At 64.9% G+C, this 25247-nt stretch carries 22 protein-coding genes and 1 pseudogene; 6 read left to right on the top strand and 17 right to left on the bottom strand.

The window, feature by feature from the left end; genetic code table 11:
- Positions 1-28: 28 nt before the first annotated feature.
- From ACFLEY_RS03465 to ACFLEY_RS03445, 5 genes are all read right to left on the bottom strand, one after another.
- Entirely contained in the window at positions 29-1066 is a 1038-nt protein-coding gene (locus ACFLEY_RS03465) for a glycosyltransferase family 1 protein (protein WP_060910005.1), read from the bottom strand.
- Positions 1066-1935 (bottom strand): UDP-2,3-diacylglucosamine diphosphatase, encoded by an 870-nt coding sequence (locus tag ACFLEY_RS03460; protein ID WP_060912844.1) that lies wholly within the window; start codon positions 1933-1935, stop codon positions 1066-1068. The genes ACFLEY_RS03465 and ACFLEY_RS03460 overlap by 1 nt, the downstream gene beginning before the upstream one ends.
- Before the next feature lie 239 nt (positions 1936-2174).
- Entirely contained in the window at positions 2175-2834 is a 660-nt protein-coding gene (locus ACFLEY_RS03455; RefSeq protein WP_060910004.1) for a DedA family protein, read from the bottom strand.
- A gap of 10 nt (positions 2835-2844) precedes the next feature.
- Positions 2845-3423 (bottom strand): class I SAM-dependent methyltransferase, encoded by a 579-nt coding sequence (locus tag ACFLEY_RS03450; protein WP_060910003.1) that lies wholly within the window; start codon positions 3421-3423, stop codon positions 2845-2847.
- A 540-nt stretch (positions 3424-3963) separates the two neighbouring features.
- Entirely contained in the window at positions 3964-5757 is a 1794-nt protein-coding gene (locus ACFLEY_RS03445) for a potassium/proton antiporter (protein ID WP_060910002.1), read from the bottom strand.
- A 208-nt stretch (positions 5758-5965) separates the two neighbouring features.
- Here ACFLEY_RS03445 and ACFLEY_RS03440 point away from each other — a divergent pair, with 208 nt between their 5' ends.
- Entirely contained in the window at positions 5966-7282 is a 1317-nt protein-coding gene (locus ACFLEY_RS03440) for a mechanosensitive ion channel family protein (protein ID WP_028175937.1), read from the top strand.
- Between the two features lie 116 nt (positions 7283-7398).
- Positions 7399-8217, top strand: coding sequence for a type I methionyl aminopeptidase (gene map / locus ACFLEY_RS03435; RefSeq protein ID WP_011090891.1), 819 nt, complete (start codon positions 7399-7401; stop codon positions 8215-8217).
- A gap of 14 nt (positions 8218-8231) precedes the next feature.
- Here the strand turns inward: map and ACFLEY_RS03430 are convergent, their stop codons facing one another.
- Positions 8232-8828, bottom strand: a complete 597-nt coding sequence (locus ACFLEY_RS03430) for a bifunctional transcriptional activator/DNA repair enzyme AdaA (RefSeq protein ID WP_060910001.1) — start codon at positions 8826-8828, stop codon at positions 8232-8234.
- 130 nt (positions 8829-8958) lie between these two features.
- Here ACFLEY_RS03430 and ACFLEY_RS03425 point away from each other — a divergent pair, with 130 nt between their 5' ends.
- Together ACFLEY_RS03425 and radC are read left to right on the top strand one after the other, a co-directional pair.
- Entirely contained in the window at positions 8959-9915 is a 957-nt protein-coding gene (locus tag ACFLEY_RS03425) for a DMT family transporter (RefSeq protein WP_211433616.1), read from the top strand.
- Between the two features lie 40 nt (positions 9916-9955).
- Positions 9956-10669 carry a DNA repair protein RadC gene (radC, locus tag ACFLEY_RS03420; RefSeq protein WP_060909999.1) on the top strand — a complete coding sequence of 238 codons (714 nt, stop codon included), beginning with the start codon at positions 9956-9958 and terminating at the stop codon, positions 10667-10669.
- A gap of 503 nt (positions 10670-11172) precedes the next feature.
- On the opposite strand, the gene ACFLEY_RS03415 is transcribed toward radC, so the two are convergent.
- Both ACFLEY_RS03415 and ACFLEY_RS03410 read right to left on the bottom strand, forming a co-directional pair.
- Positions 11173-12237 carry an IS110-like element ISBj4 family transposase gene (locus ACFLEY_RS03415; protein ID WP_011087397.1) on the bottom strand — a complete coding sequence of 355 codons (1065 nt, stop codon included), beginning with the start codon at positions 12235-12237 and terminating at the stop codon, positions 11173-11175.
- A gap of 127 nt (positions 12238-12364) precedes the next feature.
- A complete protein-coding gene (locus ACFLEY_RS03410; protein ID WP_060909998.1) occupies positions 12365-13393 on the bottom strand; it encodes a hypothetical protein in 1029 nt (342 codons plus the stop codon).
- A gap of 559 nt (positions 13394-13952) precedes the next feature.
- Between ACFLEY_RS03410 and ACFLEY_RS03405 the strand changes: the two genes are divergently transcribed.
- Positions 13953-16202: an ABC transporter substrate-binding protein gene (locus ACFLEY_RS03405; RefSeq protein WP_060909997.1), complete on the top strand. Its 2250-nt coding sequence runs from the start codon at positions 13953-13955 to the stop codon at positions 16200-16202.
- A 213-nt stretch (positions 16203-16415) separates the two neighbouring features.
- Here ACFLEY_RS03405 and ACFLEY_RS03400 read toward each other — a convergent pair whose 3' ends face one another.
- From ACFLEY_RS03400 to ACFLEY_RS03390, 3 genes and pseudogenes are all read right to left on the bottom strand, one after another.
- Positions 16416-17279 (bottom strand): hypothetical protein, encoded by an 864-nt coding sequence (locus ACFLEY_RS03400; RefSeq protein WP_249163037.1) that lies wholly within the window; start codon positions 17277-17279, stop codon positions 16416-16418.
- Positions 17280-17382: 103 nt separating this feature from the next.
- Positions 17383-17703 (bottom strand): annotated as a pseudogene (locus ACFLEY_RS03395) (YMGG-like glycine zipper-containing protein).
- Between the two features lie 166 nt (positions 17704-17869).
- Positions 17870-18244 (bottom strand): hypothetical protein, encoded by a 375-nt coding sequence (locus ACFLEY_RS03390; RefSeq protein ID WP_060909995.1) that lies wholly within the window; start codon positions 18242-18244, stop codon positions 17870-17872.
- Positions 18245-18535: 291 nt separating this feature from the next.
- On the opposite strand from ACFLEY_RS03390, the gene ACFLEY_RS03385 reads away from it, so the two are divergent.
- Positions 18536-19924: a peptidoglycan-binding protein gene (locus ACFLEY_RS03385; RefSeq protein WP_060909994.1), complete on the top strand. Its 1389-nt coding sequence runs from the start codon at positions 18536-18538 to the stop codon at positions 19922-19924.
- Between the two features lie 57 nt (positions 19925-19981).
- Here ACFLEY_RS03385 and ACFLEY_RS03380 read toward each other — a convergent pair whose 3' ends face one another.
- The 6 genes from ACFLEY_RS03380 to ACFLEY_RS03355 form a co-directional block, all read right to left on the bottom strand.
- The gene (locus tag ACFLEY_RS03380) at positions 19982-21268 is read right to left on the bottom strand and encodes an RNA polymerase sigma factor (protein WP_060909993.1); all 1287 of its coding nucleotides are present in this window, start codon (positions 21266-21268) and stop codon (positions 19982-19984) included.
- Positions 21269-21401: 133 nt separating this feature from the next.
- Positions 21402-21809: a YciI family protein gene (locus tag ACFLEY_RS03375; protein ID WP_060912843.1), complete on the bottom strand. Its 408-nt coding sequence runs from the start codon at positions 21807-21809 to the stop codon at positions 21402-21404.
- Between the two features lie 118 nt (positions 21810-21927).
- A complete protein-coding gene (locus ACFLEY_RS03370; protein WP_011082919.1) occupies positions 21928-22620 on the bottom strand; it encodes an AprI/Inh family metalloprotease inhibitor in 693 nt (230 codons plus the stop codon).
- Complete coding sequence (locus ACFLEY_RS03365; RefSeq protein ID WP_011082920.1) at positions 22620-23609, bottom strand: 2-hydroxyacid dehydrogenase; 990 nt, start codon at positions 23607-23609, stop codon at positions 22620-22622. The genes ACFLEY_RS03370 and ACFLEY_RS03365 overlap by 1 nt, the downstream gene beginning before the upstream one ends.
- Positions 23609-24427 (bottom strand): ABC transporter permease, encoded by an 819-nt coding sequence (locus ACFLEY_RS03360; RefSeq protein ID WP_211433805.1) that lies wholly within the window; start codon positions 24425-24427, stop codon positions 23609-23611. Before ACFLEY_RS03360 ends, ACFLEY_RS03365 begins: the two co-directional genes overlap by 1 nt.
- On the bottom strand, positions 24424-25239 hold the full coding sequence (locus ACFLEY_RS03355) for an ABC transporter ATP-binding protein (RefSeq protein WP_060909992.1): 816 nt from the start codon (positions 25237-25239) through the stop codon (positions 24424-24426). Before ACFLEY_RS03355 ends, ACFLEY_RS03360 begins: the two co-directional genes overlap by 4 nt.
- Between the last annotated feature and the right edge of the window lie 8 nt (positions 25240-25247).

Raw genomic sequence — 25247 nt, 5'->3', positions numbered from 1 at the left:
ACGTTGCCGCTCTCTTGCTTGTCGTCCCTCAGCTCGCGAACAGCGGCCGCGCTGCGTCGGTCAGCATGCCATGCGCCCGCTTGACGTTGTCGAGAAACTGCCGCACGCTTTCCTGCCAAGTGAAAGTCAGGGCATAGGCCCGGCATTTTTCGCGCGGCACCTGCAGGGCGGCGAGCGCCGCGCGGCGCAGGTCGGCATCGAGACAGCCGCATCCGGACTCTCCGATCACATCGAGCGGCCCCATCACCGGGAAGGCCGCAACCGGCAGGCCGCACGCCAACGCTTCGAGGATCACCAACCCGAACGTATCGGTCAGGCTCGGAAAGACGAAGACATCGGCTGACGCGTAGACATCGGCGAGTGCTCGCCCGGTTCGCGTGCCGAGAAAATGGACCTGCGGAAACCGCGCCTGCAGGCTCGCACGCAACGGCCCGTCGCCGACCACGACCTTCGAGCCCGGCAGGTCCAAGGCAAGGAAAGCCTCGAGGTTCTTCTCGACCGCGATGCGGCCGACATACAGGAACACCGGCGCCGGAAAGGCGAGCGGCTGCACGCTGCGCGGACGAAACAGCACGGCATCGACGCCGCGCGACCACGGCATCAGGTTGCGGAAGCCATGCGCCTTCAGGGCCTGTTCCAGCGTCGGCGAGCCGACCATGATGCCGTCGCCGCCGTTGTGGAAACGGCGCAGTACCGCATAGCTCCACCTCAGCGGCACCGGCAGCCGCTCCGCCAGATATTCAGGAAAGCGGGTGTGATAGCTCGTCGTGAACGGATAGCCGCGGGTCTGGCAGACATGGCGAGTGATCCACCCGATCGGCCCCTCGGTCGCGATGTGCACGGAATCCGGACTCATGCTTTTGATCGCGCGCTCGATTCGCCCCACCGAGGCCAGCGCGAGGCGGATCTCCCGGTAGCCGGGCAGCGGCACGGTGGGGAAATCGCCCGGCGTGAGGAAGCCGATACTGGCGCCGAACGAAGGCGCTTCGCTGGCGAGATATTCGAGCGAGCGCACCACGCCGTTGATCTGTGGGCGCCAGGCGTCGGTTGCCACCAGCACGCGCATCAGGCGACCGCCCTTGCGAACGGCACCACGCTCGACGGCCCCGGCATCTGCTGGGGCCGCGCCTCGACCCAGCGGATGATCTCGAACCGGCCGTCATGGTGCTCGACGACACCGGTGCAGGATTCCACCCAGTCGCCGGTGTTGATGTAGCGAATGCCGAACTCGTCATGCATCGCTGCGTGATGGATGTGGCCGCAGATCACGCCCTGCGCAGCGTGCCGCCTTGCCTCCGACGACAGAACCTCCTCGAAGCGGCCGATGTGATTGACCGCATTCTTGACCCGCAGCTTCGCCCAGGACGAGAACGACCAATAGGCGAGCCCGAACCGGCTCCGGATCCAGTTGAGCCAGACGTTGGAGGCAAGCGCCGTGCGATAGCCGACATCGCCGAGCAGCGCCAGCCAGCGGGCGTGGCGTACGACGAGATCGAAGTGATCGCCATGGACGACGAGACAAGCGCGGCCGTCGACGCCCCGGTGGATCGCGTGCTCAACCACCTCGACGCTGCCAAAGGTCGAGCCGACATAGTCGCGCACGAACTCGTCGTGATTGCCGGCTACATAGACGATCCGCTTGCCGCGCCGCGCGATATCGACGAGCGCCTGCACCACTGCATTGTGCGTGCCTGGCCAGTACCAGCTCGACCGCAGGTACCAGCCATCGACGATGTCGCCGACCAGGAACACAGTGTCGGCGTCATGGTGATGGAGAAAGTCGATCAGCCGCTCGGCCTGGCATCCCCTCGTCCCAAGATGGACATCGGAGATGAACAAGCTCCTGACCTTGACGACGTCGGACGGCAAGGCCGCATCCCTGTCCGGACTCTGCGCCGGCCGGTCGCCGCGATTGTCATCGCGCAGGAATGCCATCGCGGCAGCTTCCGCCAATCCCGCGACCGCCTTCGTCACATCGCGGTTGGCGCGGCGCCGGAAGATCGAGCGATGCCAATAGACGCCGACGGCAAGAACCAGGAGCGCGAACTGGGCGCCGCGATGCCGCCCGTCGGACGCCGCGACACCGAACTGAAGGCCGGCGAGCAGGATCAGCACCGCGGCGGTGAGATGCTCAAGCGTGTGCGAGCCGGACCGAAACCGGGACAACAGGGGTCTCATGCGATCTCCTCCACAGCCTTGGGGGCGGCGATGGCGCGCGACGACGCGAGGCGCGGCCGCGCGATCGCGTGCGTGTAAAGGCGAAGTCCGAGAATGATCGCGACCTCCACAGCGACGAGGATGGCGACCACCCAGAAGCCGATGCTGACGGGATCCTGACCGCTGTCGCGCAGCACATAGCCGAGGCTCAGGAACGGCATGTTCCAGATCACGGTGCCGATTGCGGTGGCGGTGACGAAGGCGCGCGGCTCCAGTTGCAGCACGCCGGCCGGCAACGCCAGATAGATCCGCACGGTCGGCAGCGTCTGGCCGATCAGCGTGACCCAGAAATGGTTGCCGCGATAGGCATCGGTGAGTTGCTGATAGAACGAGGGCCGCAGCAGCACGTATTTGCCGTAAGTCCTCACCAGTCGCTCGATCCGCTGCGAGCCGAGCGCGCGGCCAAGCCCGTACCAGCCGAGCGCGCCGACGACCGATCCAACACTTGTCGCCACGATGGTCATGGCCAGCGACGCGCCGTCGGACACGGTGAGACCGAGCAGCATCAACAGAACGTAGGACGGAAACACCGGAATGAATTTCTCGGCGAGCGCCAGGCAACCAATGCCCAGCAGGCCGAAGTGCAGAAACATTGCGATCGTGCTCGACGTGTCCATGGTGCCTCGATCACGCGTAGGGGGGACGGCGGCTGATCCGGTACACCGAGGCCGGAGGCAGGTTGCGATAGGTCTGCCCGATGCAACTTGCCTGCAGATCGAGATGATCGAGGATCGCATCAGGGACGGGACAGCGCGGGCCGTACGTGATCTGGTAAAACGCGCCGCCCGGACGGAGATAGGCAAACGCGCCGTCGAGAATCGCCAGCACTTTTCCTGGCGGCATCGTGAGCAATCCGAGGCCGCTGACGACGGCGCCGACCGGCGCCCCTTCAAACAGTTTTTCTCTCACCAGCCAGGCCGCATCCATCCACAGCACGCGCGCGCCGGGGAAGCGCTGCTGCAGCAACGGGATGAAATCGGAGCCGTATTCGACCAGCGTCAGATTCTGCTGCCGGACGCCGCGATCGAGCAATGCGCGGGTGAACACGCCGGTGCCGGGGCCGAGTTCGATGACGGGGCCAGTCTCGGCCGTGATCTCCTGCGCCATCAGCGACGACGCGGCGGGTCCCGACGGCGTAACCGCTGCGACACGCAAAGGATCGCGAATCCAGGCGCGGAAGAACGGCAGGATGTCAGCAGACAACATGCGAGATCTCCCTCGCGATGCAGTCGGTCTCGCAGGTGCGGTTCAGTACCAAGGTCATTCAAATGTCTTTCCGCTTGCGCGTGTCCGCCATCGAACGCGGGGCGTCGCGCAGGTGAGCCATGTCGGGCCTGGCAGGATGATCAAGCCCGACCCAATAGTGGCTTCAGTCTCACGCCTACATTGCGAGAGTCTGTCGCGAATGCGCATCTTTCAAAAAAACATCCGCGACGTTCGCGCTGGATGGAGCCGCAAGGTTGCCGCAATGAATTGGACAAAAAGCCGGCAGCGAGCGCGAAGGAGAGACTCCTCGATGCGGGCACTGTTGGTGGAACCACACCCTCCGCTGTCGTCCCGGCGAAGGCCGGGACCCATACCGCGTGATCGATCGAGAGCGTTCGGTGCGAGTACCGGCAAAGAAGAGATAGCTACCAGTCTTCGCCAAACTTCTCCCTGTGGTTATGGGTCCTGGCTTTCGCCAGGACGACGTTGGGGAGGCTTATCGCTTCAACAACTCACACCGCCATGACGACGCCGGGACCGCTAAACCCCCGCCACCGAGGTCCACAGCTCCGCCAGCTTGCGGCGCAGCGCCTGCCAGCGCGTCAATGGCGCGGGCGTTTCCTCGTCTTCCGGCAGGCGCAGGCCCACGACGTTGACGCGGCCGCCGGAGATGCTGCGTGCGACCAGCACGATCTCGTCCAGCGCAAGCTCAGCGCCCTCTTTCGGCGCGCGGTCGAGATGGACGTCGAAATAGTCGGCCAAGGTCAGCTTGCCTTCGTCCTCGCTCACCTTCACGCCATAGATCTCGGCGAGCTCGGCGAGCGTGTGCTCGCCGGAGACCATGAAGTCGCCGAGCAGATGCGGGTCCGGCGCGGTGCTCGGCTGCATGTCGACGAAGAAGCGGTCGAGCGACTCGGCCTTTTCCGGCGGCGCCAGCAGATAGATGTAGTCGCCGGGCGCGATCGGATCGGCCTCCGTCGGCGTCAGAATGTTCTCGTTGCGGATCACCAGCGTCGGCTTCGACCAGGACGGGATCAGGCCGCGGCGGAAGTACAGGCTCTTGGATCGCACCGGATAGCCGACGAGCTGCTGCTCGAGCTGGCCGGGCAGATCCAGCTCGACACGCCTCGGGCCGCGCTCGGCGCGCGGCAGCGCGACGTGCAGCTTGCGTGCGGCCGGCGCCAGGGTCCACCCTTGCAAGAGCAGCGAGATGATGACGACGACGAAGGCGACGTCGAAATAGAGATAGGCCTTGGACAGGCCGACCAGCATCGGGATCGACGCCAGGAAGATCGCGACGGCACCGCGCAGGCCCGTCCAGGCGATGAAGATCCTTTCGCGCCAGTTGAAGCGGAATGGCGCCAGGCAGACGAACACCGCGAGCGGCCGTGCGACCAGCATCAGCACGAGCGCGACGGCGACAGCCGGCAAAACGCTGGCGCCGAGCCGGCTCGGCGAGACCAGGAGACCGAGCAGCACGAACATCACGATCTGCGCCAGCCAGGTCGCGGCATCGAGGAAGGTCACCACCGAATTATGCGCGCGCGTAGGCCGGTTACCGATGATGATGCCGGCGAGATAGACCGCGAGGAAGCCCGAGGCATGCAAGATCTGCGAGCCGCCGAAGATCACGAGCGCGCCTGTGGTCACGAACGGCGCATGCAGGCCCTGCGGCAGCGCCACCTGGTTGAGCGCGATGACGACGAGACGTCCGCCGAAGAAGCCGACGACGGCGCCTAGCACCGCCTCCTGCAGGAACTCCATCAGCACGTGCCCCGCCGAGCTCGATCCCAGCGAGATGTATTCGACCAGCATCAGGGTGAGGAAGATCGCGAAGGGGTCGTTGGTGCCGGACTCGGCCTCCAGCGTCGCACCAACGCGCGGACGCAGGCGCAGGCCCTGGGTATGGACCAGCAGGAACACGGCGGCCGCATCGGTCGAGGCTACCACGGCTCCGACCAGCAGCGACTCCGTCCAGTTGAGGTCGAGCGCGTATTTGGCGAACGGCGCCGTGATCAGCGCGGTCAGCAGCACGCCGACGGTCGCGAGCACCACGGATGGCGCAAGCACGGTGCGGATGCTGGCAAAGCGCGTCTTCAGGCCGCCGTCGAACAGGATCAGGGCCAGCGCCACCGAGCCGACCAGATAGGTGGTGCGGACGTCGTCGAACTGGATCTGCCCGGGACCGGAATCGCCGGCGAGCATGCCGATCACAAGGAAGACGAGCAGCAGGGGCGCACCGAAGCGCAGCGCAAGCAGGCTCGACAGGATACCCGCCATCACCAGGACGGCGCCGAGCAATATGGCGAGGCTGACAGAGTCGAGAGAGGCCATCCACCTTCCGGGTAAAAATAGCTGGATTTGCATCCTTATCGTCGCTGCACCGGCGCGCCAACCCATTTTCTCCCGCTCGCGGCAATCTGCCCGTATTTTGCGGCCTTAACGCGCTTCACATAGCGGTGTATCGATGGCCGGGCCGCACCCTTTGTGGGATTCTGCAGCGCCCTCGAATCAATTCCTCCCCCGCTTCCCGACGAGACCGATGGACATGGACCTCAAAGACTTCATGGAGTTCGTGCAGACGACCGCACGCAGCGTCGGGGCGGAGATTTCCTCACCCTGGTTCTACCTGCAATTTGGTCTCATTCTCGCGGCAGCCGGCATCGCCTATGCCGCGGAAGCCGGCGTTCGCAACCGCGTCGACATGACATCGCTGGCGATGGGCTGGCCGCTGCCGCTCCGGCACTTCTCCCGCGTCATGGTCTCCAGTGCCTCGACGGCGGTGTTCACCCTGCTCGTGATCATCTCCCGCTTCGTGATGTACCATGCGACCTGGCCGAGCCGCAGCTATCTCTTGATGGTCGCCGCCAAGATGGGGTTGGCCTGGCTGGCGATCCGGCTCGTGACCTCGGTGCTACGCAACGCCTTCATCGTCAAGCTGGTGTCGATCACGGCGTGGTTCGTCGCCGCGCTTTCCATCCTCGGCCAGCTCGACGCGACGATCGATCTGCTCGATTCCTTCGCGATCGTGCTTGGCGGCCTGCGGCTGACCCCGCTGCTGGTGATCAAGGCCGGCGCGCTGCTGCTCATCGCGCTGTGGGCCACCAACATCGCCAGCAATTTCGCCGAGAGCCGGATCAACTCGACCACCGATCTGACGCCGTCGGTGCAGGTGCTGCTGGTCAAGATCATCCGCATCGGACTTCTGGCCATCGCAATCGTCATTGCGCTCGGCGCGGTCGGCATCGACCTCTCGGCGCTCGCGGTATTCTCCGGCGCGGTCGGCGTCGGCATCGGTATCGGCCTGCAGAAGATCGTCGCCAATTTCATCTCGGGGATCATCCTGCTCGCCGACAAGTCGGTGAAGCCCGGCGATCTCGTCACCATCGGCGACAACACCGGGCGCATCAGCGCGATGAAGACGCGTTATATTTCCGTCGCCGCCGGCGACGGCCGCGAGTTCCTGGTGCCGAACGAGGACCTGGTGACGCAGAAGGTCGTCAACTGGACCTATACCGACAAGAACACGCTGGTGAAGATCGCCTTCGGCACCAATTACGACGCCGACCCCAGGCTGGTCTGCAAGCTCGCCATCGAGACGGCCATAGCCCATCCCCGCGCGCAGAAAGCCAAGCCGCCGAACTGCATCCTGACCGAGTTCGCGGAGGCCGGGATGAAGTTCTCGCTGACCCTCTGGCTCGCCGACCCCGACGGCATGGACAATGTCAAAAGCGACGTGATGCTGGCGCTGTGGGAGGCCTTCAAACGCGAGGGCATCCGGGTTCCCTATCCGGTCCGCGAAATCCGCGTCCGCGGCGGCGCCCTGCCGGTGGAAACCACCGTAGAAGTCCCGAATTAGGCCCGCTTTCGGGCGCAAGGCCCACGCTCGGCTTGCATGAAGGCCCGCGATCATTAGATTAGGGCCTGAAATCAAGCCCTTTCCACCGCATCGAGCCCCGCAAAGACCATACAAGCATGAGCTACGTCGAAGCCACCGATACCTCCCTGCGCAAGACCGGACAGATCAAGCTGCATGGACCGAGCGCCTTTGCCGGCATGCGCAAGGCGGGCGCGCTGGTAGCCAAGTGCCTCGACGAGCTCACCGACATTGTCGGGCCGGGGGTGCCGACCGAGCGCATCGACCAGTTCGTCCGCGACTTCGCCTTCAGCCATGGCGCCTATCCGGCGACGCTGATGTATCGCGGCTACCGCTACTCGACCTGCACTTCGCTCAACCACGTGGTCTGCCACGGCATGCCCGGCGACCGTCCGCTGAAAGAGGGTGACATCGTCAACATCGACGTCACCTTCATCGTCGACGGCTGGTACGGCGATTCCAGCCGGATGTATGCGATCGGCCCGATTGCGCGCAAGGCCGAGCGGCTGATCGAGGTGACCTATGAAGCCATGATGCGCGGCATCGCGGCGGTGAAGCCCGGCGCCACCACCGGCGACATCGGCCACGCCATCCAGAGCTTCGTCGAGCCGCAGGGCATGAGCGTGGTGCGCGATTTCTGCGGCCATGGCCTCGGCCGCATGTTCCACGACGAGCCGAACATCATCCATATCGGCCGCCCCGGCGAAGGCGTCCAGCTCAAGCCCGGCATGTTCTTCACCATCGAGCCGATGATCAATCTCGGCAAGCCGCATGTGAAGATCCTCTCCGACGGCTGGACCGCCGTCACTCGCGACCGTTCGCTGTCGGCGCAGTTCGAGCACTCGGTGGGCGTGACCGCGACCGGCGTCGAGATCTTCACGCTGTCGGAGCGGCACGGCGAGAAACAGATCGGGTGATCCCGGCGCGCGTCCTATCGCCGGCGGCGGAATGACGACGGCGGCCGCCTGTAGGTCGCGGCAAAAGCATCGTTGAAGCGGCGGACGCTGCCGAAGCCCGCCGCAAACGCAATCTCCGCCAACGTCATCTCAGTCTGGTCGATCAGACGCTTGGCTTCCTGCACCCGGCGGGTCGCCGCGATCTCGCTCGGGCTCGCGCCGGTGTGGCGCATGAACAGGCGCAAGAGATGGCGCGGCCCGACCCCAAGCGCTTCTGCAAGCTCCACCATCGACGCGCGATCCAGAAAACCGTCGTTGATCAGGCGCATGCCGCGCGCAACGGTGGTGGCGGTCCCCATCCAGGCCGGCGACCCCGGCGCCGTTTCCGGCCGGCAACGCAGGCATGGGCGGAAGCCGGCGCGCTCCGCAGCCGCAGCGGTCGGATAGAAGGTCACGTTCTCGGAGCGCGCGGGGCGAACCGGACAGACCGGCCGGCAATAGATCCGCGTCGAGCGGACGCCGGAGAAGAACAGGCCGTCGAATGCGCGCGCACGCGCCAGCCGCGCCCGGTCGCATGTGTCCCAGTCGAGATGCGGTGGCAGCGTTTGCCGATGTGCCGAACCTGTCGCCATCGCGGAAGAATAATGGCCGCGCGGCTCGCCGAGTAGCTGAAATCGGACTCGGTCGGGCGATGAGGTCCGAATTCAGCCAGCCCGCGCCGTCGCTCCGGATCATGGTGCCGACACATCCGGAGCACATCGCATGAGCACGCAGGCGCAACAAACGACGTCAGGACAAACCACGCTCGCATTCGAGGTCGGGCCGCTGCTGCTGCTGGCGCTGATCTGGGGCAGCTCGTTCACGCTGATCAAGGTCGCGATCCCCTCGATTCCGCCCGTCACGATGGTCGCGGCGCGGGTGACCATCGCGGCCATTCTCCTGCTCCTGATCGCTCGCGCGCAGGGACACGCCCTTCCCCGCCGGGGATCGGTGTGGGCTGCGTTCCTCGTGCAGGGCCTGCTGCAAAGCGCGCTGCCGTTCACCCTGATCAGCTGGGGCGAGGCGCATATCGCCAGCGGCCTCGCCGGCGTGCTCAATGCGACTCCGCCGATGTTCGTGCTCGCAATCGCGATGACGACCGGGCGCGGACGGCAGACCGTCAGCGGCCGTAAGATCATCGGCGTCGCTCTTGGCCTTGCGGGCGTTGCCGTGACCATGGGCGCCGACGCGCTCTCGGGGATCGGCACGACCGCTCCGCTGGCGCAAGCGGCCGTGCTGTGCGCGAGCCTCTGCTACGCGGTCGCGCCGATATGGGGACAGCGCTTCTCGGGCCTTCCCGCGATCGTCACGGCCGCCGGGGCCATGAGCTGCGCCGCCGTGCTGATGCTCCCGGCGGCCGCAGCGCTCGAGCGGCCATGGGCGCTGGCGCCGACGGCGCAGGCGATCATCGCGGTGCTCAGCCTCGCGGTCATCTGCACCGCGCTCGCCATGGTGATCTATTTCCGCCTGATCCGCACACTCGGCCCGCTCGGCACGACAAGCGGGAGCTATTTGCGCGCAGGTTTTGCGGTGGCGCTCGGCACCGCGCTCCTTGGCGAGAGCTTCACATGGTCCAGCCTTGCCGGAATGGCGCTCATTCTCGCAGGCGTGGTGGCGGTCACGGTGCCCGCTCCTGCACGGACCGGCAAGACAGCGACCGGCGCACCGTCCCGCAATTGACGGTTGCAAAAGCGCAGGTCCCCGGCGATGCTGGCGGCCGATGCCCGCCAAAGCCGACCACGACAAGAGCAAGCCGGAGGACGCGCCGCACTATCACGGCCATCGCGAGCGGTTGCGCGAGCGCTTCTACAGCGCCGGGGCGGATGCGCTCAGCGACTACGAGCTGTTGGAGATGGCGCTGTTTCCGGCGCTGCCGCGGCGCGACACCAAGCCGCTCGCCAAGACGCTGATCAAGATTTTCGGCTCGTTCGCCGAGGTCGTGCACGCGCCGGTGGCGCGCTTGCGCGAGATCGACGGCATCGGCGAATCCGCGATCCACCAGCTCAAGCTGATCGCAGCCGCCGCGCATCGCATCGCCAAGGGCGAGGTCAACAGCCGCAACGCGCTGTCGTCCTGGAACGAGGTGATCGACTATTGCCGCACCAGCATGGCCTTTGCCGACAAGGAGCAATTCCGTCTGCTCTTCCTCGACAAGCGCAACCAGCTGATCGCCGACGAGGTGCAGCAGACCGGCACCGTCGACCACACCCCGGTCTATCCGCGCGAGGTGATCAAGCGCGCGCTGGAGCTGTCGGCAACCGCCTTGATCCTGGTGCACAACCACCCTAGCGGCGATCCCTCGCCGTCGCAGGCCGACATCCAGATGACGAAAGCGATCATCGACATCGCCAGGCCGCTCGGCATCGCCGTGCACGACCACATCATCGTCGGCAAGAACGGGCATTCCAGCTTGAAGGGGATGAAGCTGATCTGACGACGTCGGCTCTTGGGGCTAAAGCGGACCTTACCGCGAACTTCGCAAAACGACGCGACTGACCCAATGTATGGTCCGGCCGTGCGTAGCAAGAGGTTCGTCGATCAGGTGGTGTGGTCTTGCATCAATGTATCCGGCCTTTGATTGGAGCATTTTCTCCGGGCCATCATGGATATCAGCGCGCGTGCGTTCTCATTAGCGGACAGGCCTCGATTGGGCCATTTGGGTCACCAGTGTTCGCATGCGCCGGGAAGACCGAACCTCCATCTCGTCTCATCCTCTCGCAGACCTCGGCTGGAACCTGTTGATGGGGTTACGTCATCGCTTGCTCCTCCTACCTCGCAGTTCCTGTGTTCGAGCCAGGGGCCGTTCCTTCGTCCCGGCCCGCAGGACGTGCGTCGCGTCGCGCGCACGGGCGGTCAAGGCCGGCCGTTGCGCTTTGCTTGCGGCTGGCTCCGGCGTTGCCAGGCCGCGCCTTGACCGCGCCGAGCACGGCGCGACGATCAAGCGGGTCGGACGCCTGCATCGTTGGTCCTTGTCAGCTCGAAGGCGCGTCCTTTAGCCAGCACCGCCCAGGCGATGCGGGCAAGCTTGTTGGCGAGTGCGATCGCCAGCACGTTGTGGTGCAATCGCTTCTTGGCGGCTTCGATCCAGGATCTGAGTCCGTAACGTTCCCAGTTCTTGATCCTGACCAGCACCACCCATGCCGCCTGGACGAACAGAACGCGGAGGTAGCGATTGCCGCGCCTTGAGATTTTGCCGAGGATCGTGCGGTCTCCCGTCGAGATCTGCTTGGGCACCAGCCCGAGCCAGGCGCCGAAGTCACGGCCTTTGGAGAAGACGTCTCCAGTGCCGATCGCGGCCACCATGGCGCTCGAAATGATCGGCCCGATGCCAGGCACCGTCATCAGGCGCGAACATGCCTGATCTTGACGGGCCAGTGCTTCGATCTCGCCGGAGAGCCTATCGATGCGCTGATCCAGCCGACGCCAGTCGCCTGCCAACTCCTCGATGACACACAACATGCGTGGCGACAGGGCATCGGTGCGCGTCGCAAGGATGGTGGGCAGTTCTGTGCGCAGGAAGCCGATACCCTGGCGCACCGCGATCCCGCGTTCCAGCATGAAGGCGCGAATCTGGTTGATGATGCCGGTGCGTTGCGACACCAGCCGCTCGCGCACCCGATGCAGCGCCTGCAGATCCAGTTGCTCCGCGGTCTTGGTCGCCACGAACTTCATCGTCGGGCGCTGCACGGCTTCGGCAATCGCTTCGGCGTCATTGAAGTCGTTCTTCGGTCCTTTGCTATAAGGGCGGACATATTTGGCCGGCATCAACCTGGCATCGTGACCTAACGATGCGAGTTTGCGGCTCAAATGATGTGCGCCGACGCAGGCTTCCATGCCGATCAGGCAAGGCGGCATATTGGCGAGCCGCGCCTCGACCTGGCCACGCGACCACTTTTGCCGCAGCACGACGGTGCCGCGCGTATCGTGGCCCACGACGTGGAACGAGTTTTTGCCGATATCGATGCCGATCACGGCGATCGCGGTACTGGGTGTCTGGGACATGGCGTGCTCCTTGTCTTGGCGCCCCTGGCCAGCTTATCGCTGGCGGGGCAGGAGCACGGCCGGACCATCCCATTAGGCGACATTCAACGTCTGGAGTGATTTCCAGCTTCTGTCTGATCTTCGGATGCTAGCCGGGGAAGTCGCGGAACTCCTTGACGAGATTAAACGGAATTTTCCACCCGGCGCCTCCCCCGCGCATCAGCATCTTGATGTCTTCCGCCCTGTTTTCTTTTCCGGTTTTCGGATCGGTCTCCAGCGTGTGGCCTTGGCTGTCCCAAGGTTTGCTCGCGCTCTTCGAGTAGTAGCCGAGAAAATGGCCAGATTCATGGGCAGACGTGTTAGGCCCGCGTTGCGAGCTGATGAAGGCAAGGTCCAGCGATCGAGCAAATGAGCCATTGGCGGGGCCGCCATTGGACCAAACCTTATCGACGCAAAAAATGGTTAGATGGGCGCCCTGAACTTTGTGTTTGACGAAGAAGCCCTTCAGTTTTTCGACGTCGATCACATCGGGAAAGGTCGCTAGGCTCGCATCCTTCATGCCAGTCGCAGTGGCGAGGTCCTGTTTGACGGCAGCCTGCGAGTCGTCGATGACCAGCCAGTCGCTTGGCACCCGCTCGAAGCGGATGTTGGCCTGCGGCCTCCATATATTGTTCATCGTCAGCAATTCATCTTGCTCGTTGCAAGGCTTCTTGGCGTGAAACGCCGGAGCGCCGCCACTCCCCGGAACCATGACGTTACGGAACGCCACCTTGATCTTGATTTCCGGCAGCACGACGACATGGAGCTTGGCTTCGATCTTCCGGCCGGCCGAACGGGCCACCACCTCCAGGCCGGGAAAGCCAATCGGCTTAATCCGGCCATTGATTTCGAAAAACCGTGCATCGCCATTGAAGGTGGTGGGAAGTGACGCCGCCCTGAGCTGCGGATCGATATCGGGTTCGGAGAAGGTGTCTCTGGCTTGCATTACGCGTCTAAGGGTATCGGCGCCATCGATCTCCTTGATCCCGAGGGCATGGGCGTTAGGATCGACTTTGAGCTTTCTTCCGGGATCGATCAGCGCCACGATGTTGGAGCCGCCGAACGGCACCACCATGCCTGGCGGGCTGCGGCGCTCATCGATGCCGGAGCGGCGGAAAACCTCTTGAAAAGCGGCCATGTCTGGTTCTCCTGTCTTAGTTCGGTCCGTCAACGCGAAATTTTGCGCGCGGAATGAGAGCCTCCTTCGGCGGCGGGAACACCAACTGGCCGGCCCCCGCGGCGAGATGCAGAAAATTTCGGCGGCGAAGTTTCATGGCAGTCCCTCCGCAACAATTGGGCACGGACGGCAGTAGGCGTAGCCTACTCCGCTTTGCGGAGAACGCGGAAGGCCAATCAATGTCCGCTTCTGGCCCATCAGAGAAGTGGCGGAACGCTTCATTGAGGTCCGTTCAATCAAACGCCTCATCGGCCGCGCTCCACGGCCAGAACGAAAGCCGTTCCGAGCGGTCCGGCGAATGCGCGCGGTGTCAGGCCGGGTATGTGAATGACCGAGGCCACGGCCGACGGCCCGGACTTCCGGCACCACGCACTTTCCTTCATCCGCCTTGAGTGGTCGTAGATCTTGCCGGTGACGATGGGGCGGGCTTGAAAAACGCTCTCAGCGGCGGCAATCTCGGCCTGATTGAGGCCTCGATCTGGAGAATCTCGGCTTATGCCGATCGATGCGAGGATCGACGATGAAGCAGCGGCTTATAATGTGGCTTGCCGTTGTTGCGGGCGTCGCCCTGGTGCTCGCCGTCGCCTGGGCCGCCATCCTGTGGACCCGCCCGGAGCCTATTCGCATCGCGTTCGCCAATTCGCTTTCTGGACCGTCGGCCCCGGCCGGGACGGAAAGCCTGGTCGCGACGCAGCTTGCAATCGACGAGGTGAACGCCAAGGGTGGCGTCAACGGACGGCTAATTGAACTCGTTCTGTTCGACGACGCAAGCGATCCAGCCGTGGCGCGCGCGAACGCGCAGGCGATCGCCGACAGCCCATGCGTCGCTGTGCTCGGCCATTATCTCAGCTCCGCGTCGCTCGCGGCCGCGCCGTTATATAAGGATGCGCGGATTCCGGCGCTCACGGGAAGCGCGGCTGCCGACGATCTGACATCCACCAATGATTACTATTTTCGTGCGTTGGCGCCGGTCTCCGCGCAGGCGCGCTCGATCGCGGAACATCTGCGCGCCGTGATGAAGGAGCCAAAAGTCCGTCTTGTTCACACGCGCGATTCCTACGGCAATAATTTTGAGCATGGGTTTGCCGCGGCCTATCCGGCGGAGCAGTTGCACGTGTTCGGACTGGACGTCGCAGCCGGTCAGATCGGATCGATGGATGGGACGCTAGCCGCTGCCGCGCAGGAGCCCGGACCCGGCGTTATCGTTGTCGGCGCGGCACCCGATTTTAGCCCAGACATCGTCAAGGCGCTGCGCCGCCACGGCATCAAGGGAACGATCATCGCATCCCAAGGCGCGGCCCGCGAAAGCTATTTGCAGAATTTCGCCAACGAGCCCGAGGAAAAATCGCATCCGGGTTTCTTCAGCGAGAATCTGTATGCCGCTTCATCGCTGATGTTCGACAGCGCAGGCGTGGCGGCGCAGGCCTTTGCCGTCGACTACAAGGCGAAAGCGGGAACCTCGCCAAGCTGGGTTGCCGGCGGCGCGTATGACGCCGCGCGCCTGATGATCGATGCGCTGAAACGAGCTGCCGTACATCACCGGTTTATGGGGCAGGGGATTCAGAAACGATCCGACAGCAAGCTTGCGGATCGCGACCGGGTGCGCGCCGCACTGGCCGCGATCGACAGTCCGAAATCGGCGGTCGTCGGGCTGACGGGGCGGCTCTATTTCAACGCGAACCGCGACATTCCGCGCCCGATCCGAATGGGTTTCTTCCATTACGGTCGGTTCGTCACGGCGCCGCAGCAACTCGTGCGCATCGATCAGCCTGATGGAATCGATCTCGCCGCGGAACAGGAGAAGGGCCATGTCATCGCGTTCGAGGATCGGCGCTACTGGATTCAGCGCGTCGTTTATACCGGCATCGACATCATTCGCGTCAGCCGGATCGACGTGAAGCAAAATTCGTTCAACGTCGACTTCTATCTCTGGATGCGATTCGCTGGCGACGATGAGGCGCAGACGCACGTCGAATTCCCGGCATTGCTGGATCGCGGGGCGTTCGATCCAGCTCGACCGGTTCAGGCTGGACACGAAGATGGCCTGAGCTACCGGCTCTATCGCATCAACGGCGATTTCAAGGCCCATTTCGATCTCCATGATTATCCATTCGACACGCAGCAATTGCATCTACTTTTTCAGAACACGGAACAGCGGCGGGAACTCGTCACCTATGTCATCGATCGGTTCGGCTTGCGCCTCGCCGACGACGGAAGCTCGCGGGCCGAGGACGGGGCCTATTCCGGACTTCCGCTCTGGCGATTTCTCGGGCTGAACTATTTCGTCGAATCCCTGTCCAGCGGATCGACGCTCGGAAAGGCGCCTTTGTTTGGTGCCGAGGCAAGGACGGAATTCGCGGGCTTCGATGCGGCCATCATGCTGCGCCGCAGCTCCGCCATCTACATGCTGAAGAACCTACTGCCGCTGTTTCTGCTCGTGCTCGTCGTATTCGCCACGCTGTTCTTTCCCGAAACCATGTTTCGTGAACGCGTGACGATCCCAGTGACCTCGATCCTGGCGAGCGCGGTGCTGCTCGTAGCGGTAAACAGTCAGATCGGCGATGTCGGATACACGGTGGTGGTCGAAGAGATGTTCTACATCTTCTTCGTACTATGCCTGATGGCGATGTTGGCGGGCTACAGACATGAAAAACTTCGGGACGCGGGCCGAAAGCGCGTCGCTGTTGTTTCGGATCACGTAGCGCAGATCATTTATGCCGGGACGGTGCTCGCTATGATCGTCGTGCTCTACCGGCGTTACGCCGTATGAGGCAAGCGTGGATACCTCGCCGGCCCGCCACACATCGCCAGGTCGCTCGGCATCGCCGTGCACGACCACATCATCGTCGGCAGAAGTGGCCACGCCAGCCTGCGCGGGATGCGGTTGATCCAGGGCTCCAAATCGTGGCGGCGGATTGAGAGGAAGTCCCGCCTATCTTATCAGTGCCTGCCGCTGAATCGGCCGCATGGCTCTCAGGCCATCTCACCGAACCAGTTGCCAGCCCTTCGGCGTCCAGCGCAGCAGCGCGGCGGAAAGCGGCTTCGGCGCGCGCGCCATGACGTTCCTGGCGAGCGTCCGCAGCGCGTCGAGCGCGGCGCCGCTGTCTTCGCTTGCATAGAGCACGAGATCGGCCGACGGCGCCGCCACGATCAGGACGCCACCCTGGGCCTGCGCGAGCGGCGCCCAGCTGTCGATCAGCGCAAGCCGGCTGGTCTGATAGTAGTCTCCCTTCAGCGTACCGAATTGTCCTGATGGGACCGCCTTTGCGGCGGTCGCGAGCGGCTTCATGCTGCTGCGCAGATTGGCGATGGCGATGTCGAAGACCTGGTCCGGCGTCAGGCCGAGCGCAGCACGATCCTTGTCATTGAACACCCGTATCGTCCGCGGCGAATCCAGCACCGGGACGATCACCAGCCCCTCTGCCAGGGGCCGCGTCAGGGCCGGACCGCGCGCATCGACCTCCCGAAGCGCCTGCCGCATGTAATCGGCCGAGCGCACGACCACGCGCAGCGCTGCTCTGGTTGGAGGATCATTCCGATTGCTTGTCGTTGCCACGACGCCGCTGACATAGGTGCCGATCTCCTTGCTGCAGGCGCCCGTGTTGGTCTTGCAGAAGGCGTAGATGCGATCGAGGTTGGCTTGCAGAGGGCCGATCGAAAGCGTCAGCGGCCCCTTGATCACGACAGGGGTGTCACGAATCTCGGCGCGGATGCGCTCGGCCACGAAAGCCGTAAACGCGGGTTCGTCGGCTGGAGTCTGTTGTGCACGGGCGGACCCGGCTCCGACGAGCTCGCCCGCTGCGATGACGGCGATCAGAAGCCGGCACATGCGAGATCGGATAGTCATGCGATCCACCACCCCGGGATGGCGGCCCGCGGCCGATGCTCACCCCTCCCCGCCAAGTCAACCGCCGGCCGCCGTCAACCCCGCGACGCCGGAGGCTGAACGATCAATAGCAATATCGGGGATCGACCGGGACGTAGCGGCCGTCGGGGCGCTGCATGTAGCAGCCGCGCTGATAGGCGTACTAACCGGAGCGGCGGCGCTCGCCCTCGGAAGCGATCGCGGCACCCGTGCCGGCACCGACGACGGCCCCGATTGCGGCACCGCGGCCTCCACCGATCGCGCCGCCGAGGATCGCCCCGCCGACTCCGCCGATGATTGCGCCGCCGACGGCGTCCTGGGCCGCCGCCTCATGCACCGGCATCGCCATCGCAACCGTCAGACACGCAGCGATCCCAAAACTTCCAATGCGAAGACCTCGAAGCATGCTCGACCTCCCCTGTGGTGAGCTGTGTCATAGCGCCGGAAGCGGATTTGGGCCAGAAAAATAGCCGGCGCGGCCACCTGGCACGCGCCGCGATGGCGCCGGGGGCTCTGCGATGGCGGCAGCTCAGACCGTGCCGGGTGCGGTGCACATGCCGGCCATCTCCGTGTCAGGGCTCGATCCAGCGCTGCACGGCCTCGGCGGTGTCGGCGGGCGTGGTGTTGAAGCAGATCGCCGCATTGGGCGCCAGGCGGTGGACGAGGTTGAGCACATTCTCGAACAGCAGCAGGCGCTGCTTCGGCTCGCGCAGGCCCGCGCCGATCACGATGCAGTCGAAGCTCTCGTCGCGCAACGCCGCCGTCACCGCCGCTTCCGCAGCCGCGTCGAGATCGATCAGGCAGCTCGTGACCTCGTAACCGAGACCGCGCAGGCGCAGCAGCTGGGTCTCGATATAGTTGCGCACGAGCTCCGGCGTGAGCTGCGGGAATGTGCTGTAGTCCGCAACCCCGGGTTCGATGCCGATCGCGAGGACGCGCTTGGCCATGCAAGCCTCCTGAGCAAGCCTCCTGACCGTGTGCGCTGCTAACGGGCGGACGCCGCCGCGGGTTCCGGGATTCGCGGTGACCCGCGTTCGCAAGCCGCATCCGCCTTGCGACCTCCGACCGCAGCCCTGCCGTCGATTTTCCCGCTCAGGCTGTAACCCATTTCACACACGCCGGGCCGGCGACCTGTCACATTCACGCAGATTACGCCGGCGTCGCGCCCTGATTACGGCGCCTGGCTCACTTTGACATGCACGGCGACTCGATCGTTCATCCATTTGCGGGAGCGGGAAATGTTGTCATTCGAGAGTTTGAAAGACGAATACGAGCGGAATTGGGCCAGTCTCGAGGTCAGGCCCTCACGCCTCGCCGAAGCCAATGCGGTCGCACGCAAGGCCCTCAACGGCAAGGCGACCTATCAGCAGATCGAGCGGTTGACCGGCGTGCCCTGGCATTTTGCCGCGCTCTGCCACTATCGCGAATCCAACTTCGATTTCGACACCTATCTCGGCAACGGCGAGACGATCCATCGCGCGACGACCATCGTTCCGAAAGGGCGCGGCCCGTTTGCCACCTTCGTGGACGGCGCCGTGGACGCGTTCAGAATCGAGAATTTCGTTGGCGCTCACGACTGGGGTATCGCGCGGATTCTGTACCGCCTCGAGGCGTTCAACGGCTTCGGCTATCACGCCAAGGGCTGCAATTCGCCCTATCTCTATGGCGGCTCGACACTGTACGGCCCGCCCGAGGCAAGGGCCGGCAAATTCGTCCGCGACCACGTGTTCGACTCGAACCACGTCGATTCCCAGCTCGGCACCGCGGTGATCCTGCATGCGATGATGTCGCTCGATTCCTCGATCGCCATCGACGGCAGCACGCAATTCGTGGGCCGCACCGAGCCCGAGGACGACATCGCCTCGACGGTCGTTCTGATGCAGCAAGCGCTCAACAAGCTCGGCGCCAACCCGCCGCTTGCAGAGGACGGCATCAGCGGACCGAAGACCAAGGCTGCGGTCTCGCAGTTTCAGCAGCAGAACGGCCTGAGGGATACCGGCCTTCTCGACGGGGCCACGGTCGCCGCCATCACGCGCGCGACGCAGTCGGGCACCGCCGGGCAGGCCGGCGATCTGTCCCAGGCCCTGAAGCGGCTGGAGGACCTCGCGCAGTTGCTGCGACCGTCGGCCGGCGGCGCAACGCCGGGGACGACGACGCCGGGCAACACGCTGCCCGCCACCAACGACCCGATCAGCCTGTTCGAACGGCTCTTTTCCCTCATCAACAAGACGGCGCCCATGCCAGGACCGGTCACCCCGACCAATCCCGCCCCCGTCGATCAGCTGAAGCAGGTCGTCGACCTGCTCAGCACCTTGCTCAACAAGGACGGCAAGCCCGTGCTCGGCCAGGTCAACGGCGCGCTCGGCGAGACCATCGGCAAGCTGCTCGACGGCAAGAAGACCGCGCTCGGCATCGGCGGCTCGGTGCTCACCGCGCTGCTGTCGTCGGTGACGGCAAGCCCCAATGCGGGCGGCATTGCCGGATTGCTCGGAACGATCGTGTCGGCCGTGCCGGGCCTCGGCCAGTTCGCGATGCCGATCTCGCTGGCGCTCACGGCCTGGGGCGTGCTCGGCAAGCTGGAGAAGTGGGCGCAGGGCACCGCGCCGCCGCCCAAGGCTACGACGTAAAGCCGACGACGTAGAGCCGACGACCTAACCACAACCGCGCAGCCGTTTCAGCGCGCCTCAAGCCATGCCGCCGGCATCGGCAATGTCTGCCGCACGTCGTTCCATCAACCCGCGCTCGCGCGCATTGGTTGCAAGACGGGCGGCGGTCTCGAACGATAGCCGTGCCTCGGCGAAGCGGCCGAGCCTGTGCAGAAGGTCGCCGCGCACGGCCTGAAGATGGTGATAGGTCCTGAGCGCCGGCTCGTCGGCGATCAGCTCGACGAGATCGAGCCCGGCCTGCGGCCCTTCGGCCATGCCGAGCGCGACCGCGCGGTTGAGTTCGATTACGGGCGAGCGCACCAGCGTCGCAAGCTGGCCATAGAGCTCCGCGATGCGTCGCCAGTCGGTGCTTGCGGCCGTCTCCGCGGTGGCGTGACACGCGACGATTGCGGCCTGCAGCGTGTAGAACCGGCCGGCTCCGCCGAGCTCGCGCGCGCGGTTCAGCGCCCGAAGGCCGCGCGTGATCTGGAGCCGATCCCACAGCCCGCGATCCTGGTCCATGAGCAGGATGGGCTCGCCATCGCGGTCGGTGCGGGCATGCATCCGCGCGGCATTCAGGTCCATCAGCGCCATGAGACCGTGCACCTCGGGCTCGAGCGGCGCGAGCCCGACCAGCACCCGTCCCATGCGTAGGGCCTCGTCACAGAGCTGCGGCCGCAGCCACTCCTCGCCGCGAGAGGCCGAATAGCCCTCGTTGAAGATGAGATAGACGACCTCGAGCACCGAGGCCAGACGCTCGGAAAGCGCCTCGCCGCCAGGCGTTTCGTAGGTGAGGCCCGACCGCGAAAGCGTGCGCTTGGCGCGGACGATGCGTTGGGCGATGGTTGCCTCCGTGACCAGGAAGGCGCGCGCGATCTCGTCAGTGGTCAGGCCGCAGATCATGCGCAACGCCAGTGCCGCGCGGGCCTGCCGCGGCAGCAGCGGGTGGCAGGCCGTGAAGATCAGCCGCAGCCATTCGTCACCGATGTCGTCGTCGAGGGCGGTGTCGAAATCGGGCATCGCGTCCTGTTCCTGCATCAGCTCGTGCGTCAGCAGGTCCTGCTTGCGGGTGAGCATTTTCGCCCGGCGCAGATGATCGAGCGCACGGCGCTTCGCCGTCGCAACCAGCCACGCACCGGGATTGTCCGGCACCCCGCTCAGCGGCCAGGCCTCCAGCGCGGCGACGAGAGCGTCCTGGGTCAATTCTTCCGCGAGCGTGACGTCCCGCAGCATGCGCGACAGCGTCGCGATCAGCCGCGGCTGCACGACGCGCCAAGCTGCGTGAATCGCGGCGCGGATCGCGCGATCGATGTCGGCGGCCGTCATCGCCGCCGACCAGAGCCCTTTCCGTTCCGACGGAATCGGAACGGGGCTCTGGATTCTTGTCTTGACGCGTTTTCTTTACGCGAACCGGTATCCACTTCGCTTGAAAACGCTCTAAGACGAACGGTGGTGTTCATCAGGCGTGGGCGGCGACCCTGGAATGCGCGTCGATCTCGCACGCCGTGTCGACGCCCGGCGTCGCGAATGCCCGCAATTCGCAGGTACCGTCCCATCCCGGCATGTGATCGAGATGCAACTGCATGAATTCCTTCGCCATGGCCAGGGCTTCCGCCTTGTCGCGCAGCTCGAAAATGGCGTAGCCGCCGATCACTTCCTTGGCCTCGACGAAGGGGCCGTCGATGACGCTGAGCTCGCCGTCGACGATCTTCACCCGTGCGCCGGTCGCAAGCGGCATCAGGCCGCCGGTGTCGAGCATTCGACCGGCCTTGATCTCCCGCTCTGATATTTTCTGCATCGCCTCCATCAGTGCCGGGGTCGGGCCCGCCATCGGCTGGCTGGAGGTGACGATGTACATGAAGCGCATGAAAAACTCCCTTGGCGCGAGCAGCGACCGCTCCGGCCGCAAACCGGCTCGCTATGGATGTGACGATTGAGCCTCGGCTAAATCGACATCCCCGAGAGAAATTATTGGCCGGGAGAAATTATTGCCGCAGCATGATCAGGGGATCAGCGGTATCGGGAACGCGCCGCCACTGCGCGTTGTCGTCGGCCTCGAACTGCCAGACATCGCCTGATTTCGACATCAGGATGATCTGGCCGCGTTCGAGCCGCCATTGCGTCGGATTGAACTGCGCGATGCCCGCATCGCATTTCGGCTTCAGGAAGACCTGGAAATTGTCCGGCCCCGCCTCGGTATTGGTCAGCGTCAGCCCGCAGACCGGCTGGCCGTTGCCGCGCACCATCGACCAGTCGCCGATCATCTGGTCCATCGACTTGGCCATCGAACGGGCGGCGGCGAGGTCCTGCAGGATGTAGACACCTTCGCCCTGCCGCAGCCCCTCGAAGATGCCGGCCTCGACCTCGGTGAAGTCGATCACCGCTTCACCGGTCGCATCCTGCAAGCGAACGATGTCGAGACCCCTGACGCTCCAGGCTACGATGTCCTTGGTGAAGGGCAGCGCGGTCTTGCAGGCCGGCTCCAGCTCCAGCTTGAAGCCCTGGCCCGCGGCGTCGCTCTTCATGGTGACCACGCAGGTCTTGCTGCGCTCGGTGGTCGAGAGCTCCCATTGCCCGGGCATCGTCTTCTTCAGGCTCGTCGCATCCTGCGCCAAGGCAGGGCCGACCGCGGCGACACATGCCGCGATGGCCAATGCAGCGACCCGAAGAATGGTCATCAGCGCCCCTTGAACGGCGTTTCCGCAACCGGGGTCAACGGCGCCTTGCCGGCGAACCAGGCCTTGAGGTTGTCGACGACGAGCTGATCCATCGCGTTGCGCGTCACCACCGAGGCCGAGCCGATATGCGGCAGCAGCACGACGTTCTGCATGCTCTTGAGCTCGTCCGGCACGCTCGGCTCCGCTGCGAACACGTCGAGGCCGGCGGCCAGGATGGTGCCGGATTTCAGCGCCTGCACCAGCGCCGGCTCGTCGACCACGGAGCCGCGCGCGACATTGATCAACACGCCGCGCGGGCCGAGCGCCTTGAGCACCTCGGCATTGATCATCTTGTTGGTGCTGGCGCCGCCGGGCACGATCACCATCAAGGTATCCACCGCCTTCGCCATCTCGATCAAGTCAGGGTAGTGCTTGTAGGAGACGTCCTTGGACGGGTTGCGGGAGTGGTAGACCACCGGCACCAGCGAGGCATCGAGCCGGCGCGCGATGGCCTGGCCGATCCGGCCCATGCCGACGATGCCGACCTTGCGGTCGCGCAAGGAGCCGACGCTGAGCGGATAGTTCTGCGTCTGCCAGAGGCCGGAACGGACGTAGCGGTCGGCCTTGATGAATTCGCGCACGGTGGAGATCAGCAGGCCCATCGCGACGTCGGCGACCTCCTCGGTCAGCACGTCGGGCGTGTTGGTGACGATGATGTTGTGCTCGGCCGCGTATTTGGCGTCGACGTGGTCGTAGCCGACGCCGAAGCTCGCCACCATCTCGATCTTGGGCAATTGCGACAGCGAGTCCCTGTCGGCACGCACCGTGTGATAGGTCACGGCCACGCCGCGGATCTTTTCGCGGATCGCGGGTGTCAGCCGCTCGAGGTCGCCTCGTGTCTCGGCCTTGTGCACGACGAAATGATCGGAAAACCCGTTCTCGAGGATCGGCCGCACCGGCCCATAGATCAGAAGGTCGATCTTTTCGGACGAAATCGAACCGGCGGTCATCAGTTTTCCTTTCCAAGGGCGCTTTCGTGCCAGCGCCGTAAAACGAGGTGGGAAACTAGCGCCAGCACCCCATAGATGACAATCCCGGCCAGCGACAACAGCAGCAGCGCGGCGAACATGCGGGGTATATTCAATCGGTAGCCTGACTCGGCGATCCTGTAGGCGAGCCCAGAGCCGGCGCCGGCCGTTCCGGCCGCGATCTCGGCCACGACAGCGCCGATCAGCGACAGCCCTCCGGCGATGCGCAGGCCGCCGAGGATATAGGGCAGCGCCGCCGGCAGCTTCAGGAAGCGCAGGGTTTGTGGTGGCGAGGCGCCATAGAGCTGGAACAGGCCGGCCAGATTGCGGTCGACCGAATTGAGCCCGAGCGTGGTGTTGGAGAGCACCGGGAAGAAGGCGACGATGAAGGCGCAGACGACGACCGCGGTCTGCTGCTCCAGATAGATCAGGAGCAGCGGTGCAATCGCGATAACAGGCGTCACCTGGAGGGCGACGGCGTAGGGGAATAGCGAATATTCCACCCATTTCGACTGGTTGAACAGCAGCGCCAGCGCGATACCGCCGACGCTCGCTGCCACAAATCCTTCAAGCGTGGTCAGAAGCGTGGTGGCGAGCGATTGTGACAGCACGGCCCAGTCCTTGATCAGCGTCAGGAAGATCACGGAGGGCGCGGGCAGCACGTAAGGCGGGATCTCCCTGATGCGGACCACGAGTTCCCAGGCGAGAAGCCCGGCCGCAAGCACGATGACGGGAAGCACGAAGCGCACCGCGCGGTGCGCGCCGGACGGACTGGCGGTGACGGAGGGCTGCGCGCTCATAGCACCGGTTGCCCCGAATAAGACGGCGCCAGCGCGGCCGACACCTTCCGGCAATAGTCCGAATAGGCGGCCGAGGTGCGAAACTCCTCTCCGCGCGGCTCGACCGTCTCGATGCGGATGTCGGCCTGGATCCGGCCGGGCCGCGCCGTCATGACCACCACGCGCTGCGACAGATAGACGGATTCGAACACCGAATGGGTGACGAAGATGACGGTCTTGCGCAGGCTGCGCCACAGCGCGAGCAGGTCGTTGTTGAGGCGGAAGCGCGTGATCTCGTCGAGCGCCGCGAACGGCTCATCCATCAGGAGGATATCGGGATCGGTGACGAGCGCGCGCGCCAGCGAGACCCGCATCTTCATGCCGCCGGACAGCTCGCGCGGATAGGCGTCGGCGAAATCGGCAAGCCCGACGCTCTCCAGCGCTTCGTCGGCGCGCCCGCGCGCCTCCGCCTTCGCCACGCCCGCGAGCTTCAACGGCAGCCGCACGTTCTCGCGCACGCTGGTCCAGGGCATCAGGGTGGGCTCCTGAAAGACGAAGCCGATGCCGTGCCCCGGCTGTGCAGGTCCCGCGTGACGCGCCATCCGCACGATGCCGGACGACGGCGCGCTGAGCTCTGCGATCAGCCGCAGCGCGGTCGACTTGCCGCAGCCGGACGGCCCCAGCAGCGAGATGAACTCGCCCTTGCGCACGGCGAGATCGAGCGGCCCGAGCGCCATGACGCCGTTGTCATAGACCTTCGTCACGCCGCGCAGGCTGACGGCGAGCGCCGTCAGGCTGGCCTCGACGGTGGACGAGGTTTTGACTGGTGACATGGACCTTG

Origin of the sequence: Bradyrhizobium sp. YCK136 (assembly GCF_044570075.1) — a bacterium.
Taxonomy (GTDB): Bacteria; Pseudomonadota; Alphaproteobacteria; order Rhizobiales; family Xanthobacteraceae; genus Bradyrhizobium; species Bradyrhizobium diazoefficiens.
This window is presented reverse-complemented; position numbering and strand designations above follow the sequence as displayed.

Excerpts from the sequence above, each read along its gene's own strand:
- ACFLEY_RS03465 (WP_060910005.1), bottom strand. The coding sequence starts at position 1,066 with ATGCGCGTGCTGGTGGCAACCGACGCCTGGCGCCCACAGATCAACGGC.
- ACFLEY_RS03460 (WP_060912844.1), bottom strand. The coding sequence starts at position 1,935 with ATGGCATTCCTGCGCGATGACAATCGCGGCGACCGGCCGGCGCAGAGT.
- ACFLEY_RS03455 (WP_060910004.1), bottom strand. The coding sequence starts at position 2,834 with ATGGACACGTCGAGCACGATCGCAATGTTTCTGCACTTCGGCCTGCTG.
- ACFLEY_RS03450 (WP_060910003.1), bottom strand. The coding sequence starts at position 3,423 with ATGTTGTCTGCTGACATCCTGCCGTTCTTCCGCGCCTGGATTCGCGAT.
- ACFLEY_RS03445 (WP_060910002.1), bottom strand. The coding sequence starts at position 5,757 with ATGGCCTCTCTCGACTCTGTCAGCCTCGCCATATTGCTCGGCGCCGTC.
- ACFLEY_RS03440 (WP_028175937.1), top strand. The coding sequence starts at position 5,966 with ATGGACATGGACCTCAAAGACTTCATGGAGTTCGTGCAGACGACCGCA.
- map (WP_011090891.1), top strand. The coding sequence starts at position 7,399 with ATGAGCTACGTCGAAGCCACCGATACCTCCCTGCGCAAGACCGGACAG.
- ACFLEY_RS03430 (WP_060910001.1), bottom strand. The coding sequence starts at position 8,828 with ATGGCGACAGGTTCGGCACATCGGCAAACGCTGCCACCGCATCTCGAC.
- ACFLEY_RS03425 (WP_211433616.1), top strand. The coding sequence starts at position 8,959 with ATGAGCACGCAGGCGCAACAAACGACGTCAGGACAAACCACGCTCGCA.
- radC (WP_060909999.1), top strand. The coding sequence starts at position 9,956 with ATGCCCGCCAAAGCCGACCACGACAAGAGCAAGCCGGAGGACGCGCCG.
- ACFLEY_RS03415 (WP_011087397.1), bottom strand. The coding sequence starts at position 12,237 with ATGTCCCAGACACCCAGTACCGCGATCGCCGTGATCGGCATCGATATC.
- ACFLEY_RS03410 (WP_060909998.1), bottom strand. The coding sequence starts at position 13,393 with ATGGCCGCTTTTCAAGAGGTTTTCCGCCGCTCCGGCATCGATGAGCGC.
- ACFLEY_RS03405 (WP_060909997.1), top strand. The coding sequence starts at position 13,953 with ATGAAGCAGCGGCTTATAATGTGGCTTGCCGTTGTTGCGGGCGTCGCC.
- ACFLEY_RS03400 (WP_249163037.1), bottom strand. The coding sequence starts at position 17,279 with ATGACTATCCGATCTCGCATGTGCCGGCTTCTGATCGCCGTCATCGCA.
- ACFLEY_RS03390 (WP_060909995.1), bottom strand. The coding sequence starts at position 18,244 with ATGGCCAAGCGCGTCCTCGCGATCGGCATCGAACCCGGGGTTGCGGAC.
- ACFLEY_RS03385 (WP_060909994.1), top strand. The coding sequence starts at position 18,536 with ATGTTGTCATTCGAGAGTTTGAAAGACGAATACGAGCGGAATTGGGCC.
- ACFLEY_RS03380 (WP_060909993.1), bottom strand. The coding sequence starts at position 21,268 with ATGACGGCCGCCGACATCGATCGCGCGATCCGCGCCGCGATTCACGCA.
- ACFLEY_RS03375 (WP_060912843.1), bottom strand. The coding sequence starts at position 21,809 with ATGCGCTTCATGTACATCGTCACCTCCAGCCAGCCGATGGCGGGCCCG.
- ACFLEY_RS03370 (WP_011082919.1), bottom strand. The coding sequence starts at position 22,620 with ATGACCATTCTTCGGGTCGCTGCATTGGCCATCGCGGCATGTGTCGCC.
- ACFLEY_RS03365 (WP_011082920.1), bottom strand. The coding sequence starts at position 23,609 with ATGACCGCCGGTTCGATTTCGTCCGAAAAGATCGACCTTCTGATCTAT.
- ACFLEY_RS03360 (WP_211433805.1), bottom strand. The coding sequence starts at position 24,427 with ATGAGCGCGCAGCCCTCCGTCACCGCCAGTCCGTCCGGCGCGCACCGC.
- ACFLEY_RS03355 (WP_060909992.1), bottom strand. The coding sequence starts at position 25,239 with ATGTCACCAGTCAAAACCTCGTCCACCGTCGAGGCCAGCCTGACGGCG.